This window comes from Photorhabdus sp. CRCIA-P01, from assembly GCF_003545805.1.
In the GTDB taxonomy this organism is placed as follows: domain Bacteria; phylum Pseudomonadota; class Gammaproteobacteria; order Enterobacterales; family Enterobacteriaceae; genus Photorhabdus; species Photorhabdus antumapuensis.
Map to the genome: position 1 here is coordinate 60,176 of NZ_NMQR01000005.1, position 18,026 is coordinate 78,201.

At 50.0% G+C, this 18,026-nt stretch carries 2 pseudogenes; both read left to right on the top strand.

The window, feature by feature from the left end:
• Positions 1-5: 5 nt before the first annotated feature.
• Positions 6-10,888 (top strand): annotated as a pseudogene (gene pttB, locus D3222_RS05135) (phototemtide A non-ribosomal peptide synthetase PttB).
• Positions 10,870-18,023: pseudogene (gene pttC, locus D3222_RS05145) on the top strand (phototemtide A non-ribosomal peptide synthetase PttC). Before pttB ends, pttC begins: the two co-directional pseudogenes overlap by 19 nt.
• The last annotated feature ends 3 nt before the right edge of the window (positions 18,024-18,026 follow it).

An 18,026-nucleotide genomic window follows, 5' to 3' on the forward strand; every position in this document is an offset into this window, starting at 1 on the left:
TATATATGAATAAGGATGGGTATTGTAATTTAACATCTGCGCAGTTCGGAATTTGGTCATTCAACGAAATTATAGAAAATAAGTCAATAAATAATATAAGCGAATATTTTATAATTGATGGTTATATAAATGTTGAATATTTTTCTGAGGCGGTTAGAAAAACAGTAGAAGAAGCTGAGGCTTTACACTCTCGTTTTTATAAATTTGATAATTGTATTAAACAGAAGTTTTTTTCTATAAATAACTATGAACCAAAAATTATTGATTACAGCGATTTTCGAGAGGAAATTGCACTCCAGAAAGCTAAAAATTTCTTAATGGCAAGAACGGAGCAATCTTTTGATATTTGTGAGAAGCTTCCATTCGAAATATTACTAATAAAAATAGCAGAAAATAAATTTTTGTATTTCCACTGTTATCATCATATAGTTATGGATGGTTTGGGGGCATCACTCATTATTCAACGTGTCATAAGTTTATATAATGCTTCTTTTATTGATGGTTCTCCTCCTCCTTCACCATTCGGTAAATTTAAGGAACTTATTGATGGTGATATTGATTATCATAATTCTTCCAGATTTATTTGTGACCGTGATTACTGGTTAAATCTATTTGCTGATATTCCTGCCCCTGCTAGCCTAGCCTAGCGAATCGAATAGCTCCTCCTTTAAGAACTATAATACGTCATCGTGTGAGTTTGGGTTATGAATTAACTGACCTGCTGCATAAAAAATCAAAAGAAATGAATTGCACATTACCTAACTTGCTTATTGCCATAACTTGCGTTTACTTGCATCGCATGACAGGACTTTCTGAAGTCATAGTCGGTTTACCAGTAACAGGAAGGCTTGGAAGGAAAGAACGTATTATACCAGGATTGATGGCAAATATACTTCCAATGCGATTAATACTCTCGCCAGATTTGAATTTGAAGACGGTTTTAGCCAGAGCAGCAAGACAAATCATGACGGTCTTACGTCATCAAAAATATAGATATGAAGATCTGTGTCGTGATTTAAAAATAATTAATAGTGGTGAATCATTATATCGAATAAGTATAAACGTTGAAAGCTTTGATAATGGTGGATATTTTCATCAAAGTAAAATACTACCTTGCAATATTGCAAATGGACCTGTTTCTGATCTCAACATTTTTTTCTTTGATTATAATAAAGAAGTTCCTTTGACCCTTGGATTTGATGCAAATAGTGAGTTGTATTCTCCAGAACAGTTGTCTGAACATACCTCTCGGATGTTGAAAGTTTTTTATGATTTGTTAACAAATCAAGATGCTACCATTGGTTCGTTGTTATTGCTAAATGATAATGAATATAGAAATTTAGAAATTATTAATAATAAAACTCTGGCATCAATCCCTTCGTTAACACTTGCTGATCGTTTTGAAGATCAAGTAAAAAAATCCCCAAATAAATCAGCGTTATATTGTGGGGATATTTCTTTAACTTACGCTCAACTTAATGAAAGATCAAACAAGCTGGGTCATTATTTATTAAGTCAACATTTTCTCCCTAATGACACCGTAGCGTTACTATTACCTCGGACCGTTGATTTAATTGTAGCATTGTTAGCTATATCGAAGATAGGTGCAACATATATACCGTTAGATCCTGATTATCCTGAAGAGCGTTTGAAATATATTATTGAAACCGCAAAACCGAAAATTGTATTGACGTCAATTAATGTTAATTTTAACTTTTGTTTAGATGCTCTTCAGATACAATTAGATGATATCAATATCTCCTTATTAATCAATTCTCAATCAATTCACAACCCTATTAGAGTAGTCACTACTGCTAATCAAGCTGCGTATATCTTGTTTACATCAGGATCGACAGGGAATCCTAAGGGAGTAGTGATTACACACCATTCGCTTACTAATTTTCTTTACGCAATGCAAATGTCACTGCAAATAAAACCTAGCAACCGAATACTCGCTGTTACAACGATTGGTTTTGACATCGCAGGTTTGGAAATATTCTTACCATTAGTTAATGGAGCTTCAATAGCGTTAGCGTCTCATGACACTACACGGGATCCTAATCTATTGGCATCGGAAATCGTCCGAAATAACATAACTCATTTGCAAGGCACGCCCGCTTTGTGGCAAGGATTGGTTGAGTATCAGCCAAACTCATTGAGTAACCTCACCGCAATCGTTGGTGGTGATTCGTTGCCTAAGAATCTGGCTGAACGTATGGTGTCTCTAGCACATAGAGTCATTCAAGTTTATGGTCCTACTGAAACCACCATTTGGTCTACTTTACATGAACTGACGGCAAAGTCTGTGCAGCCAAATTCTATTGGTTTACCAATACTAAATACACAGATCTATATCCTTGATACGGCTCTTCAGCCTGTGCCAGTAGGATATCCCGGAGAACTATATATAGCAGGTGATGGATTGGCTCTTGGCTATTTAGACCTCCCCGCTATGACCAGCGAGCGATTTGTCGCAAATCCTTTTGGAACCGCTGGGCAGCGTATGTATCGTACCGGCGATCTGGCTTGCTGGGGAAGTGATATGAATGTCAATTTCTTGGGGCGTGTCGATAATCAAGTAAAAATTCGTGGTTATCGAATTGAGTTGGGAGAAATTGAAAATACATTCCTGAAATCACCATTAATAAAGAATGCGCTAGTCATTGCTTACGGAAAAGAAAGTATCAGCAACAAATATTTGGTAGCCTATATTGTTTTGCGCAAACCCAATTCTTGCTCGTCGGAAGAATTAAATAAATGGTTGAAAAAACATCTACCTGACTATATGCTGCCGGCAGTTATTATGATAGTGGATAGTTTTCCACTGATGCCGAATGGTAAAATAGACCGCCACGCTTTGCTAGAACCAATATTCAAGTCAGGTGAGCGAGTTTTACCAGAATCATCCCAGGAAAAAATCTTATGCAAAATCTTTGAGGAGGTTTTAGGATTTGAGTCGATAGGTATTAATGATAGCTTCTTCAATCTTGGTGGAAATTCTCTACTAGCAATACAGTTACTTATTCGTTTACGCATTCAGTTAGATATTGAATTACCTCTAAAAGCTATTTTTGAATCTCCAACGGTTAAAGAGCTTTCCAAGGTTATAGCTGACACAGACAAAAAATATTCTCTACGAGAAAAACTGACCCCCCAGTCGCGACCCAATATCTTGCCAATGTCATTTGCCCAACAACGTCTGTGGTTACAGGGACAGATTAATGAGAGCAGTGCATATAATATGCCTATGGCATTACGCATCTATGGTGAATTGGATACCATCGCACTTTCAGCAGCGCTGTCTGATGTAGTGAAACGGCACGAAAGTTTGCGTACTTATCTGACCCTACAGGATGATATACCATGCCAATATATTGTATCGACGGAAGAAATCTCGTTCTCATTGCATGCTCACGAGTTGGATGAGTCTCAAATTACAAGAGAGTTAACTCAGCAGGCTGGTTATATCTTCAGGCTTGATAAAGAATTGCCTATTAAAGCTTGGTTGTATCGGATAAAACCCGAGCAGCATATATTCTTGCTATTAATCCATCACACTGCGGGAGATGGTGGTTCTATCTCCCCCCTACTACATGATTTGAGCCATTACTATCAGGCTCACTTGAAAGGAGAAAATTCTTCACTGCCGCCTTTGCCAGTGCAATATGCAGATTACACATTATGGCAACATATATTACTATCTGATGAGCAAAAATCGGTAGGTTTGTATGCGAAACAAAAGCATTACTGGTGTAACCAGCTAGCATTATTGCCAGAAGAGGTAACAATAGCTAGTGTGCAACCCAGGCCCACGAAGCCAAGTAACAAAGGTGATTGCTATAAATTCTCAGTTCCTCCGGATATATATCAGGGTCTAAAACGCCTGGCTTTACAAGCGGAAGCCAGTCTGTTCATGGTTCTAAAAACGGCTCTTGCTGTGCTGCTTCATCGAATGGGGGCCGGTGATGATATATCGGTAGGCACTCCCGTTTTGGGCCGTACAGATGAAGCTCAAATGCCACTAATTGGCCTTTTTTCCAATACATTGGTATTACGTACCAATCTTTCTGATAATCCTGATTTTGTCTCCCTGATAGCACAGGTTCGTAGAACAGTACTTGATGCTTATATGTATCAGGATTTGCCTTTTGAGCAAATTGTCGAATTTTTAACCCCACATCGTTCCGCGTCTAAGCACCCATTATTTCAAGTTATGATGGTACTGGAAGAGGAATTTTCGTTGGGCAATATCTTTTTGCCGTTACGTATTGAGCAACAGGAATTATTGACTAAAACGGCAAAGTTTGATCTCCTGTTTGTTTTCAAAGAGGATGCACAACAAAGCCTTTTAAAAGGACATATTGAATTTGCGACGGACCTATACGATGCGCAAACCGTTGCGGGATTTGTAGACCGCTTATTCAGTGTATTGAACATCATGGCAAACAGGCCCACTGAAAAAATGAGTGAAATTTGCCTGTTAAATACGTTTGAACGTCAACAACTGCTCAAAACTTGGAACAATACGCTCGTAGAATTGCCAAACCTGTCGTTGGGTGTATTGTTTGAACAGCAGGCTGCCCGTTCACCAAACGCTATCGCTGTTAGCGAAGGCAGTAAAACGTTAACCTATGCTCAGTTAAACATCGCGGCCAATCGCCTTGCACACCGGTTACGCGAACTTACTGGGGAGGAAGCGTTTTGCGTCGGGTTGCTCATGGCGCATTCGATCGATCAGGTCATTGCCACGTTGGCGGTGATCAAGGCTGGGGCGGCCTATCTGCCATTGCGTGCCAGCGATCCTCTGGAACGGCAGCAAATGATGCTGGATGACGCAGGTGCAGCGGTATTGATTACCGATGTCGATCACCATCTGCCAACGGCGCGCTTTGTGATATGCAACGTGGCCGATTCCGCTGGGAAACGCTGGCCAAAAATCAACCCTGCAACCAACGCCGGACCTTCCAGCCTTGCTTACATTATGTATACCTCTGGGTCGACTGGTAAACCGAAAGGCATTGCGGTAAACCAAGAAAGCGTTATAGCGCTAGCCTGCGATCGCCGATGGTTGCCGGAAGATCATCAGCGTGTGCTGCTGCATTCCCCCGCTGCGTTTGATGCCTCGACCTACGAGTTTTGGGTGCCGCTATTGTGCGGTGGGCAATTAGTGGTGGTGCCAAAGGGTGAGCTGGATATCGATGTGCTGGCGCAGACCATCGCCAATGAAAAAATAACTGCTCTGTGGCTAACGGTTGGTCTGTTCCGGCTGATGGCGGAAGACCATGCCTCTTCCCTGGCCAGTGTGCGCCTGTTACTTGCCGGTGGCGATGTATTGCCAAAATCCTCTATCGAAACCGTTATGCGGCACTGCCCTGGGCTGGTAATGATGAATGGCTACGGGCCAACCGAAACCACCACCTTTGCAACAACTTATGCTATGCATAGCGTACCGGGCAGCGCTTCGGTGCCTATCGGTATGCCGTTGGACAATATGCAAGTGTATGTGCTTGATACCTACCTGCAACCCGTGCCTGTCGGCGTTTCAGGCGAGTTGTATATTGCCGGTACTGGGCTTGCGCACGGCTATCTTAACCAGCCTGGCCTGACGGCATCACACTTTATTGCTAATCCTTTCGGCAGCAGTGGCGATCGCATGTACCGTTCTGGCGATTGGGTTCGTTGGCGGCAGGAAGGGGTTCTGGAGTACCTAAACCGCGGCGATCAGCAGGTCAAAATACGCGGTTTCCGCATCGAGCTTGCCGAGATAGAGGCGGCATTGCTGGAGCTGGAAGGCGTTGCCCAGGCGCTTGTGTGCATTTTCGAACCGCAAAAAGGAAATAAACAGCTGGCTGCGTATGTCATTGCCGAAAAAACTGGACAGTGTGAACCAACATTGCTGCGACAAACGCTGAGCGCCCGGTTGCCAGACTTTATGGTGCCGGCAGTTGTGAGCGTAGTAGAGAGATTCCCGCTGACTGCCAACGGGAAAGTCGATATGCGCGTGTTACCCGTTCCAGAATTCAACGTTGGCTACGGACGAACCGCACGCAATGAGCAGGAAAGCAAACTGTGCCATTTGTTTGCCGAGGTCCTCGGTTTGCTCCAAGTTGGCATCGACGATAATTTCTTCGATCTGGGTGGTCATTCCCTGCTGGCATCGCGCTTTGTCAGCCATGTTCGCAAAGCGCTAAAAGTGAACCTCAGCATCCGCGATCTGTTTGAAGCACCAACGGTAGCGCAGTTTGTGCAGCGCTTGGGGCAAGGGAGCACACTGCGCCCAGCGTTGCAGGTGAAACCAAGGCCAGAACGCTTGCCGTTGTCTGCGGCCCAGTGCCGGCTATGGATGGTTGACCGCATTGAAGGGGGTAAATCCCTTTATAACATGCCGTTGACGCTGGAGTTGCAGGGGGAATTGAGCGTTCCTGCCATGGCAGCAGCGTTGAATGATGTGGTGGAACGCCATGAAAGCCTGCGCACACGCTTTCAGGAGCTGTCGGATGGTAACGTTTATCAGCAGATTGCGTGCGGGGAAGACGCGCAGTGCGAACTGACACTGCACCACGTCCTTGCTGAGAATTTAGATGAAGAGGTGTTGGCAGCATCAGGATATATCTTTGATTTAGCGAATGAAAACCCCTGCCGGGCTTTGCTGTTCCATGTTGAACCGCATCATCATGTGCTTTTATTCCTGATGCACCATATCGCCAGCGACGGGGCATCGCTTGTTCCTCTGCTGCGTGATCTGGCGCTGGCGTATCATGCTCGGTTGCAGGGGCAAGCGCCGAACTGGGCGCCACTTCAGGTGCAGTATGCCGATTACACTCTGTGGCAACACGAACTGTTGGGCGATCCCCGTGATACGGGCAGCCTGCAAAGTCACCAATTGGCGTATTGGAGCGAAGTGCTGCATGGACTGCCGGAAGAGTTGCAGTTGCCAACCGACAGGCCACGGCCACAAAGCTCAAGCTATCAAGGTGGGCAATGGCGTTTTGAAGTTGATCCAGAGGTCTATGCACGCTTGCTTGAGCTAGCAAGGCAGCAGAATGCGAGCCTGTTTATGGTGTTGCAGGCGGCCTTGGCGGTGCTGCTGAGCCGGTTAGGCGCTGGTCATGACATTCCACTGGGTGTGGCTATTGCTGGCCGTACCGATGAAGCGTTGGAACCTCTAATCGGCTTTTTCACCAATACATTGGTGCTGCGCACCGATGTTTCTGGAAATCCGACCTTTGATCAATTGCTGGCGCGCGTGCGCGATAGCGCATTGCAGGCATATGAACATCAAGATCTGCCGTTTGAAAACCTAGTGGAAACGCTGAACCCAGAGCGTTCCTTGGCGCGCCATCCGCTGTTCCAGGTGATGTTGGTATTGCAAAACAACGCTTGTGGCGAGGTCCATTTTGATGGACTGAACACCCGCGTTGGCACACCGTTGCTACCGGTGGCGAAGTTTGATTTGACCTTCAACTTTGAAGAAACGCCAACCTCATTAAACGGCATCTGTGAATATGCTACCGACCTGTTTGACGGCGAAACTGCTGAACGCCTGGCGGGCTATTTCGCCAATATGCTGGCGGCTATCAGTTGCAATACATGCTGTAATATCAACGAGCTGGAGTTATTTAGCGCGCGTGAATACCAGCAGATTGTCAACGAATGGAATAACACCACCCGGCAATTGCCAGCCAAGACGTTTGCCGAGCAATTCGAAGCCCTTGCCAAAGCAACGCCGGATGCGCCTGCCCTGCTGGGGGAAAGCGAACGGCTGACCTACGGCCAGTTGGATCAACGGGCTAACCGGTTGGCGAATCTGATGATGGAAAGGGGCATTGGCACAGAAAACATCATTGCCATCGCACTCCCGATCTCGGTTGATCTTATCATCGCGCTGATTGCTACGCTGAAAACTGGCGCAGCATATTTACCGCTTGATCCTGATTATCCTCAGGAACGCCTGAATTATATGTTGGAACACTCGCAGCCTGCGCTGGTCATCACGGATTCTGCGTTCGTGCAAAAACTGGGGGCGAAGTATTCCAGCTTGCAGATTGACCAACCGGCGCTACATACACAATTGGCCCGGCAGCAAGCGGAAAGCATCACTTTGCCAAGGAAGTTGAGCATCGATAATGCGGCCTACATTATCTATACCTCTGGTTCTACCGGTTTGCCTAAAGGCGTTCTGGTGACGCACCGGGGTATCAGCAACCTGGTTGCCAGCATGGTCGAGCGATTACATGTCACGCAGCAAAGCCGCGTGTTGCAGTTTGCTTCACCGAGCTTCGATGCCTCGTTCTGGGATATCAATATGGGACTGTTAAGCGGTGCGGCGCTGGTCGTTGCAGGCCGTGATGCGCTGTTACCGGGGGAGCCGCTGTATGAACTGATGCTGGCCCAGGGCGTGACGCATGCCACGTTGCCGCCGGTGGGGTTGGCGGTTATGCCGCGTAAGCCATTGCCTGCGTTGGAAACGTTGGTAGTGGCAGGCGAAGCCTGCCAGCCGGAGCTGATCGACTATTGGGGCCAAGGGCGCCGGATGATCAATGCTTACGGGCCTAGTGAATCCACGGTCTGCGTCACCATGAGCCAACCGTTGGTGGCTGGAAAAGCGCCGCCTATCGGTACGCCGATCGTCAACATGCAGGTCTATGTTCTGGATGAGCGTTTGCAACCGGTCGCGCCAGGGGTAAAAGGCGAGCTGTATATCGCAGGTGAAAGCCTAGCCCGTGGCTACGTGCGGCGCCCGGATTTAACAGCGGAACGCTTTGTGGCGAACCCGTTTGGCGTGGCAGGTAGCCGAATGTATCGCACCGGCGATGTCGCCTATTGGCAAACCAACGGTGAGCTGATGTTTGCTGGGCGTGTGGATCATCAGGTCAAGATTAGGGGTTTCCGTATTGAATTGGGTGAAATTGAATCCCTGTTGCTGAGGCATCCTCAACTGAGCCAGGCCACGGTGATCGTGCGTGAAGATAAGCCGGGGCTTCGCCAACTGGTTGCTTACGCCGTGGTGAATGAAGGAGACGTTAATACCGCAGAACTACGCGAATATCTGCGTAGCCACCTGCCGGAATATATGGTGCCTGTGGCCATCGTCATGCTGCCGGCAATTCCGGTTACGCCGAACGGTAAAGTCGATCGGCGCGCATTGCCGCCGCCTGATTTCCATCAGCCCCATCACCGTGGCCCGCACAATACGCAAGAGCAACTGCTCTGCACGCTCTTTGCCGATTTATTGGGCGTGGAACAGGTTGATGTTGACGGCAGCTTCTTCGAAATGGGGGGTGATAGTATTACCGCGATACAGCTGGTCGCGCGTGCGCGCCAGGCGGGTTGGATATTCACACCACGCCAAGTCTTTGAGCACAAAACCGTTGCTTCCTTGGCCAGAAAAATGCAGGCGAACATTACCACGGTTGCTGAAACGCGGGTTGGCGCGGTAGGTGAATTACCCGTTACACCAATTATTCATTGGTTGATGGAAAACCCCGGTAACATCAACGGGTTCAGCCAGGCAACGTTGCTGCAAACGCCGGAGCATCTGGATGAGAAACAACTCAGGCAGATGCTGACGCTGTTGTTAGAGCAGCACGATGCCTTGCGCTTGGTGGCAAATCGCTCCACGAGCAGTGATGTCCTGCTGACCATTCCGCCAATGATGTCAGACATCGTGGATGGCGCATTGAGCATTGTGGATTGCCAGGCGTTCACGCTGGCGGAACTGCAACGCTGCATCAAGGCAGAAAGCCAACGTGCAAAACAGCGCCTCGATCCGGCGGCGGGCAAAATGCTACAGGCGGTTTGGTTCCGCGCATCAGCCGGGCAGCCTGGTCGGCTGATGTTGGTATTTCACCACTTGGTGGTGGACGGTGTCTCTTGGCGTATTTTAGCGCTGGATTTGCAAAACATCTGGGCAGCCATGAGTGCGGGGAAAACGCCGGATCTGTTGCCGGTTGGTACCTCTTTCCGTGCGTGGGCGTATCAATTGCAGCAAGAGGCCAATGCGCGGCGTAACGAACTGAATCACTGGCTAACGGTGCTGGCGAAGCCGGATACGCTGCTGACTTCCCGCCCGTTAGACGGGATGCAAGACACCGTTGCGGCCAGCGACTCACTGCGGCTCGAGTTACCGGCGGCGTTTACCCAACCGTTGCTGGGGACGATACCGGCGCTCTTCCATGCAGGTATCAACGACGTGCTACTCTGCGCCTTTGCTCTGGCCGTTAATGACTGGCGGCAAACTTCACAGACGGATGTCCTGCTGGATCTTGAAGGGCACGGGCGTGAAGAACTTCCCGGCACGGAGCTGTCGCGCACTGTTGGCTGGTTTACCAACATGTATCCTGTGCGGCTCGAACCGGGCGTTACGCAGCTGGCAGACCCTTATTCATTAGGTCATGCGCTAAAACGCATTAAAGAGCAGTTGCGCCAGGTGCCTGCGAACGGCCTTGGATATGGGTTGCTACGCTATCTGAATCCGCAAACACAGCGGGTCTTGTCACAGCCACAGCAGGCCCAGATTGGCTTCAACTATCTGGGCCGCATGGCTGTGGGCGGCGATCGCGACTGGCAGGTGGCCGCAGAGGCGAATCTGCTGGATACAACGGCTGACGACAATTTTGCGCTCCCTCATGCGCTTTCACTCAATGCGTTGGTAGAAGAGCGGTCGGAAGGGCCGGTTCTGGTCTCCAACTGGTCATGGGCCAGAGCGCTGCACACTGAAGAGCGCATTAGCGTGTTGGGTAACCATTGGTTCCGTTGGCTAAAAGCAATGTCACAGCTTTCTACGGTGCCTGACGCGGGGGGATTCACACCATCGGACATCACGATGCTATCGCTTAAACAGAATAGCTTGGAAAAACTTCAAGCCAAGTGGAAGAAGAAAAAATAAATATGGAAATTAAAGAGATACTACCGTTATCGCCATTACAGAAAGGTCTGTTGTTCCATATGCTGTACGATACCCAAGGCAGCGATGCATATCAGGTGCAGCAGGTTTTCCAGCTGGCTGGCGTTTTAGATAGCCAAAAGCTGAAACAGGCCGTCACAACCTTACTGCAACGTCACCCGCACTTGTGCGCGGGGTTTGAGTACGAAGACGTAGAAACGCCGGTACAACTGATCCTAGCGGGGTTACCGTTGCCGTGGCATGAGGTAGATGTGAGTCATCTATCACCAGAGCAGCAACAGCCGGCATTCGCCGCGCTGTTACAGGCCGATTATGATGAGCGCTTTGATCCGCACGATCCGCCGTTGCTGCGATTCACCCTGGTCAAACTGGCAGCGCAGCAGCATTATCTGGTCTTTACCAACCATCACCTGTTGCTGGATGGCTGGTCAATTCCTATTCTGCTGCAAGAGTTATGCACTCTGTATCTGGGCGATGTGCAAGGCAGTACCTTGCCGGCGACACTCCCTATCGCAACTATCTGCAATGGATTGCGGCGCGTGATGTTGACGAAATGCGCGCCGTATGGCGCGAAACGCTAAGTGGCCTGGTGGCGCCAACTTGCTTGGCAAAGGGGCGCACTACGGAAAATCTGCAACCGAATCTGTTGCATAAGCATCTGGATGCGGTATACACGCAGCGGCTGAACTTACGCGTCAAACAGCTTGGCGTGACGGCAAATACACTGATCCAGGCCGCATGGGGCGTGCTGCTGGGGGGGATGACGGGGCGTAGCGATGTGGTGTTCGGCGTCACAGTTTCCGGCCGGCCGGGTGAATTGCCCGGTGTGGAAAGCATCGTTGGGCTGCTAATCAATACAGTGCCATTACGCCTGACGTTCAGCCTGGCGGAGACGTTTACTACGCTTTTGCAACGCCTACAGGCAGAGCAAACCCGGCTGCTTGATTACCAATATCTTGACCTGACGACCATCCAGGCGGATGCTGGTTACGGCGAGCTGTTTGATACCTTGATGGTGTTCGAGAACTACCCGCTCATAAAAGGCAGCAGTGGGCAATCTGATACCGCGCTGAACATCTCGCTAACGGTGCACCATGGCGGGGATGCCTCGCATTACCCGCTTGGGTTGGTGGCGGTTCCGGGTGAAACGCTAGCCCTGCGCTTCAGCTCATTGCCAGACCTGTTTGACGATCAAACGGTGGCAAACTTGGCCGAACGCTTTATGCTGATACTGCATGCCATGATTGACGATCCGCAGACGATTATTGGCAGCGTACCGCTGCTGTTGGCGCAAGAAGTTCAGGCCATGGTTCAACCTTACCCTGTGCTGGCGTCATTGCCAGCCGATACACTTCACGGAATGTTTGAAAAACGCGCGAGCGAAATGCCAGATGCGATTGCGCTGAGCTTGGGCAACGATCGCCTGAGCTATGGCGAACTTAATCAGCGGGCCAATCAGTTGGCTCGTTATCTGGTGAACCGCGGCATTGGCGCTGAGGATGTCGTGGCATTGGCGTTGCCACGTTCGATGGAGACACTGATTGCGTTGTTAGCCGTATTAAAAGCCGGCGCTGCATATCTACCACTGGATCTCCATAACCCTGCTGAACGGCTTAGTTTTATCGTGTCAGATGCCAAACCGACGCTTATCATCACCAACGCAGAAAATGCCGGCACGTTAAGCGGCTCCACGTCTGATTTGGTGGTTGATATTCCTGAATATCAGCAGCGCCTGGCACCGTTCAGCAAACGGGATCTTCAACCCGATGAACTTTTACGCCCAGTTAGTACGGCAAACCTGGCCTATATCATTTACACCTCTGGCTCTACGGGGAACCCGAAAGGGGGGCTGATCCCGCACGAAAACGTGTTACGGCTCTTTACAGCAACGCAATCGTGGTTCGATTTTGGCCGTAATGACGTCTGGACCCTGTTCCATTCGTATGCTTTTGATTTTTCAGTGTGGGAAATCTGGGGGCCATTGTTATATGGCGGGCGGCTGGTCATCGTACCGTTTATGGTGAGCCGCGATCCTCAGGCATTCCTCAAGCTACTGAGCGAAGAGAAAGTCACGGTATTAAACCAGACGCCCTCTGCCTTCTATCAATTGATAGAAGCGGATCAAAGCGATCGCGAGAAGAAATATCCACTGACGCTGCGCAAAGTGGTATTCGGTGGGGAAGCGCTGGATCTCAGCCAGCTTGAACGTTGGTACCAACGCCACGATTCGGCAGCGCCTGAATTAATCAACATGTATGGCATTACCGAAACAACCGTGCACGTCAGCTATCAAGCTCTGACTCCGACAATGATGCGCAGCCAGTCGGGTAGCCCGATTGGTGTTGGGATCCCCGATCTGCGTATCTATGTGTTGGATGACGCTTTACGCTACGTGCCTATAGGTGTTGAAGGGGAAATGTACATTGCTGGTGCCGGGCTAGCGCGCGGTTACTTGAACCGCGCGGGGTTAAGCGCCGAGCGCTTTGTCGCCGACCCGTATGGTGAACCGGGTTCCCGTATGTACCGTTCAGGAGATTTGGCCTTCAGATCACCAGAAGGTGGACTGATTTATATAGGCCGAGCCGATCAGCAGGTGAAACTACGTGGTTTCCGCATTGAGCTGGGGGAAATTGAAGCGGCTCTGGTGGATGACCAGCAGGTCACCCAAGCCGTGGTGCTGATGCGTAAAGATCAGCCTGGCAATCCACAATTGGTGGGGTATATCACCAGCGATAGTGACGCCGCTATTGACACGGCGGCACTGTACCACCGCGTGGCGGCAAAACTCCCTGACTATATGGTGCCTACGGCCATCCTTCAGATTGAACGTTTCCCTTTAACGGTCAATGGGAAACTGGATAAACGGGCATTACCGGCACCAGACTTCAACCATGGTGGCAGACGGCGCCAGCCGCGCACGGCGCAGGAAGAAATTCTGGCAGGGTTGTTTGCCGAGGTGCTAGGGCTGGAAACGGTAAGCATGGACGACAACTTCTTTGCGTTGGGCGGCCACTCGCTGTTAGTGATGCGCCTGATTAGCCGTGTATCCAGCGTATTAGCCATTGAGTTGCCGATCCGCACACTGTTTGATTACCCAACCGTGGCACAGTTTGCCGAGCAGTTGGCGATAAAGGGCACTCAACGCCGTGAAACGCTCACGCGCCAAGCCCGTGAGGCGTATTTACCCCTTTCCTTTGCCCAGCAGCGAATGTGGCTGTTGGATAACATTGGCAACGATCATGCAGCGTATAATATGCCGCTTGCCCTGAAGCTGAATGGGTCGCTCAATGATGAAGCATTGCGCCAGGCATTGGGCGATCTGGTACAGCGCCATGAAGTTCTGCGCACGCTATATCCTCTGCATCTTGATCAGCCTTATCAGCATATTCTAGCGCCTGATAGCGTGGTGCCATCTCTGATCATCGGCAATGTGACGCAGGAGGAGCTGCTGGAAAGCATCGACAAGGCTGCCGCCTGGCGGTTCGATCTGGCAAATGATTTGCCGCTGCGTGGGTGGCTGTTCCACTTACCGGTCCAGAACGAACATGTGCTGCTGCTGGTTATTCACCACATTGCCTGTGACGGCGGTTCGTTAGGGCCAATGCTGAACGATCTGTCTTTGGCCTATCAGGCGCGCTGCGCGGGCCAGGAAGTGAAGTGGGCGCCATTAACCGTGCAATATGCCGACTATGCGTTATGGCAGCGCCAACTATTGGAGGATGTGCAGGATGCCTCCACACGAGGCGCACAGCAAATCGAATTCTGGCGTAGCGCGCTGGCAGGATCGCCTCAGGAAACGTATCTACCGACCGATCGCCCGCGTCCATCCGTACTGAGCCAACAAGGTGCCCGGATCAGCTATGCGATTGACCAAGCGCTTTATGGCCGCCTGGAAAAACTGGCGCGTGATGAGGGCGTAACGCTATTTATGTTGCTGCAAACTGGGGTCGCCGTCATGCTTAGCCGGATGGGGGCAGGTGATGATATTACGCTGGGCACAGGCGTTGCCGGGCGAGCCGACGAGGCCATGGCCAATTTGATTGGCTTCTTTGTCAATACTCTGGTGCTGAGAGTAAATTGCGCGGGTAACCCTGAATTTAATCAGTTGCTTGCCAGCGTGCGTGAGTTCATGCTTTCTGCCTATGCAAATCAGGATGTGCCCTTTGATCGGGTGGTAGAAGCGCTTAACCCTGAGCGTTCTGCCTCACGACATCCGTTGTTCCAGGTAATGTTGGTATTGCAAAATAACGGCGATAACACCCTGCAATTTGCTAATGTGCAGGCGAAGCCGCAGCCGGTTGGTTTTGTCCCTGCCAAATTCGATCTGACGTTCAATTTTGATGAAGTCTATAGCGATGATGGCGAGGTGTGTGCACTCAATGCCCAGATTGAGTATGCCGTCGATCTGTTTGATTGCGATACGGTGGCGGCGCTCGCGCAGTACCTTGTTCGATTGCTGTCGTTCATTGCAGAAAAACCAGACACACCAGTGGCGAACATTCCACTGTTAACAGACGAGCAGCAATGCAAAATGGTAATCGAGTGGAATGCCACGGAACAGAAAGTGCCGATGGCGTCGCTGGCCAGCCTGTTTGAAAAACAGGCGGCGGCGGCACCAGAACACATTGCTCTGAGTTGTGGTGATAAGCAACTTACCTATGCACAACTGAACGAGTGCGCAAATGATTTGGCACAACGCCTGCAACAGATTGGCGTGAAAGCGGAACATGGCGTTGCATTGCTGATGGAGCGCTCGCCGTCGCTCGTGATCGCCATATTGGCGGTAATTAAGGCCGGAGGGTTCTATGTGCCGCTGCGTACCAGCGATCCATTGGAACGTTGGCAGCATATAGTGGATGAAGTCGGGGTGCAGGTTGCGTTGGTGGATGATGCACATAGCCATGTGGTTTTGCCAGCGGGTTTACAGGTGGAAACTGTAGGCAACGCCAGTAGCCAGAACACTGTTGCGTGGGCCAGCGAGCCGGTAAGCGCCCAGAATCTGGCCTACGTGATGTTTACCTCAGGTTCCACGGGGCAGCCCAAAGGGATCGCCACCACGCAAGATAACGTCATTACCCTGACTCTCGATCGGCGCTGGCGCAGCGAGCATCATCAGCGCGTTCTATTGCATTCCCCCTACGCATTTGATGCCTCAACCTATGAGCTGTGGGCCACTCTGCTTAACGGCCATCAGGCCGTCATCGTACCGGGCGACGATCTCGATCTGGATCTGTTGACATCGACCATCGTTGAGCAACAGGTAACCGCCGCATTTCTGACATCAGGGTTATTCAGGCTGATTGCGGAAGAACATCCGCAATGCCTAGGTTTTTTGCAGAAGGTATTCACCGGTGGTGAAAAGATATCCGCCAGCGCGGTGCAGGCGGTGCGGGAACATTGGCCCAATCTTGAATTGATGAATATCTATGGCCCAACGGAAACCACCACCTACGCCACGGATTACCCCATCACCAAAACAGATGCCCCTTATCTAGACGTCCCTATTGGCGCTGCTTTGGATAATACCAGCCTCTATGTATTAGATGAATTTTTACAGCCGGTACCAGTTGGTGCACCAGGGGAACTATACATTGCCGGCCGCGGCCTGGCGCGTGGCTATTTTAAGCGTCCGGGGCAAAGTGCGGCACACTTTATCGCCGATCCCTTCGGGCCTGCGGGCAGCCGCATGTACCGCACCGGGGACGTGGTGAAATGGCGGCGTGATGGCGTGCTCAACTTTGTTGGCCGCAGCGATCAGCAGGTGAAAATTCGTGGTTTTCGTATTGAACCGGGGGAAATCGAAGTCGTGCTGAAGCAGCATACCGCCGTGCAGCAAGTGGCGGTCATTCCGCGTGAGGATCATTCGGGCAATAAACAATTGGTCGCCTATGTGGTGCCCTTTGCAAGCCCCGAAAATCTACCGGTGTTACTGCAACAGCATGCGCGTGAGCATTTACCTGATTTTATGGTGCCTGCTGTGGTCATGCTGCTGCCAGAACTGCCATTAAACGCCAACGGCAAGTTGGATGTTGTCGCGTTGCCACACCTAAACTTGGGTTCGCGGCAAGGACGCCAACCACAGACTGAAAGCGAGAAATGGCTTTACGCGCAGTTCTGCGAGCTATTGAGTGTTGGACACATCAGCATTGATGACAGCTTCTTCGTACTGGGAGGGCATTCACTGCTGGCAGCACGGCTGATTGCGCGTATCGAAAAAGAATTGGATGAGAAACTGACTATTCGTGACCTGTTTGAATCGCCCACCGTTGCACTGCTGGCACTGCGTCTTGAAAGCAATCTGTGTGGCAATATTCTGGATGTCATGCTGCCATTGCAACCGGCTGGCGAAAAAACGCCGCTGTTCTGTTTACACCCCGGGGGAGGATTGAGTTGGTCTTATGCGGGGTTGATCCCGTATCTGGGCGAGCAGCAGCCTCTTTATGGCATTCAGGCACGCAGGTTGAGCACCGGCCTTGTACCAACATCGATTTATGACATGGCGAAAAATTATCTGGCAGATATTTATAAGATCCAGCCAGAGGGGCCTTATTCATTGCTGGGCTGGTCTTTCGGCTGCCATCTCGCGCATGAAATAGCCACCTTGCTGCAAAAGGATAATAAAGTGGTCAATGTCCTGATCTTTATGGATGGTTATCCATTGTGGAAGACTTATAGAGACATGGTACGTACCGATCGGGAAAGCCTGCGTGCAATGTTTGAGGCATTTACCGGTTCGGCACCTGAAAACGAGCGGCAGTTTAGCGTGGTTGGCTTGAAAAAACGGTTGTCTGAGATCGAGCATCCATTAGCAAACCTCGATCAGAATATTTTCGAACGTATTCTTGCCGAGTTCCGAGATGCACCGCATTTGCTCAGCGAATTTTCACCCAGCCGGTTCCAAGGTGACCTCGTATTCTTTAGGGCACTACAAAGCCATAGCGAAGCCGATAATGTTAATTATGATCCGCACTTATGGGGGGAGTATATTGAAGGAAACATCGCCTTGTATGATATTAATTGTTCCCACGATAGTATGTTAAGCGAAGGCCCGCTTAAAGAGATTGGGCCAATACTTCAACAACGATTCGGTATTCTTACAGACAGCTGTGTTGAGTAAGGT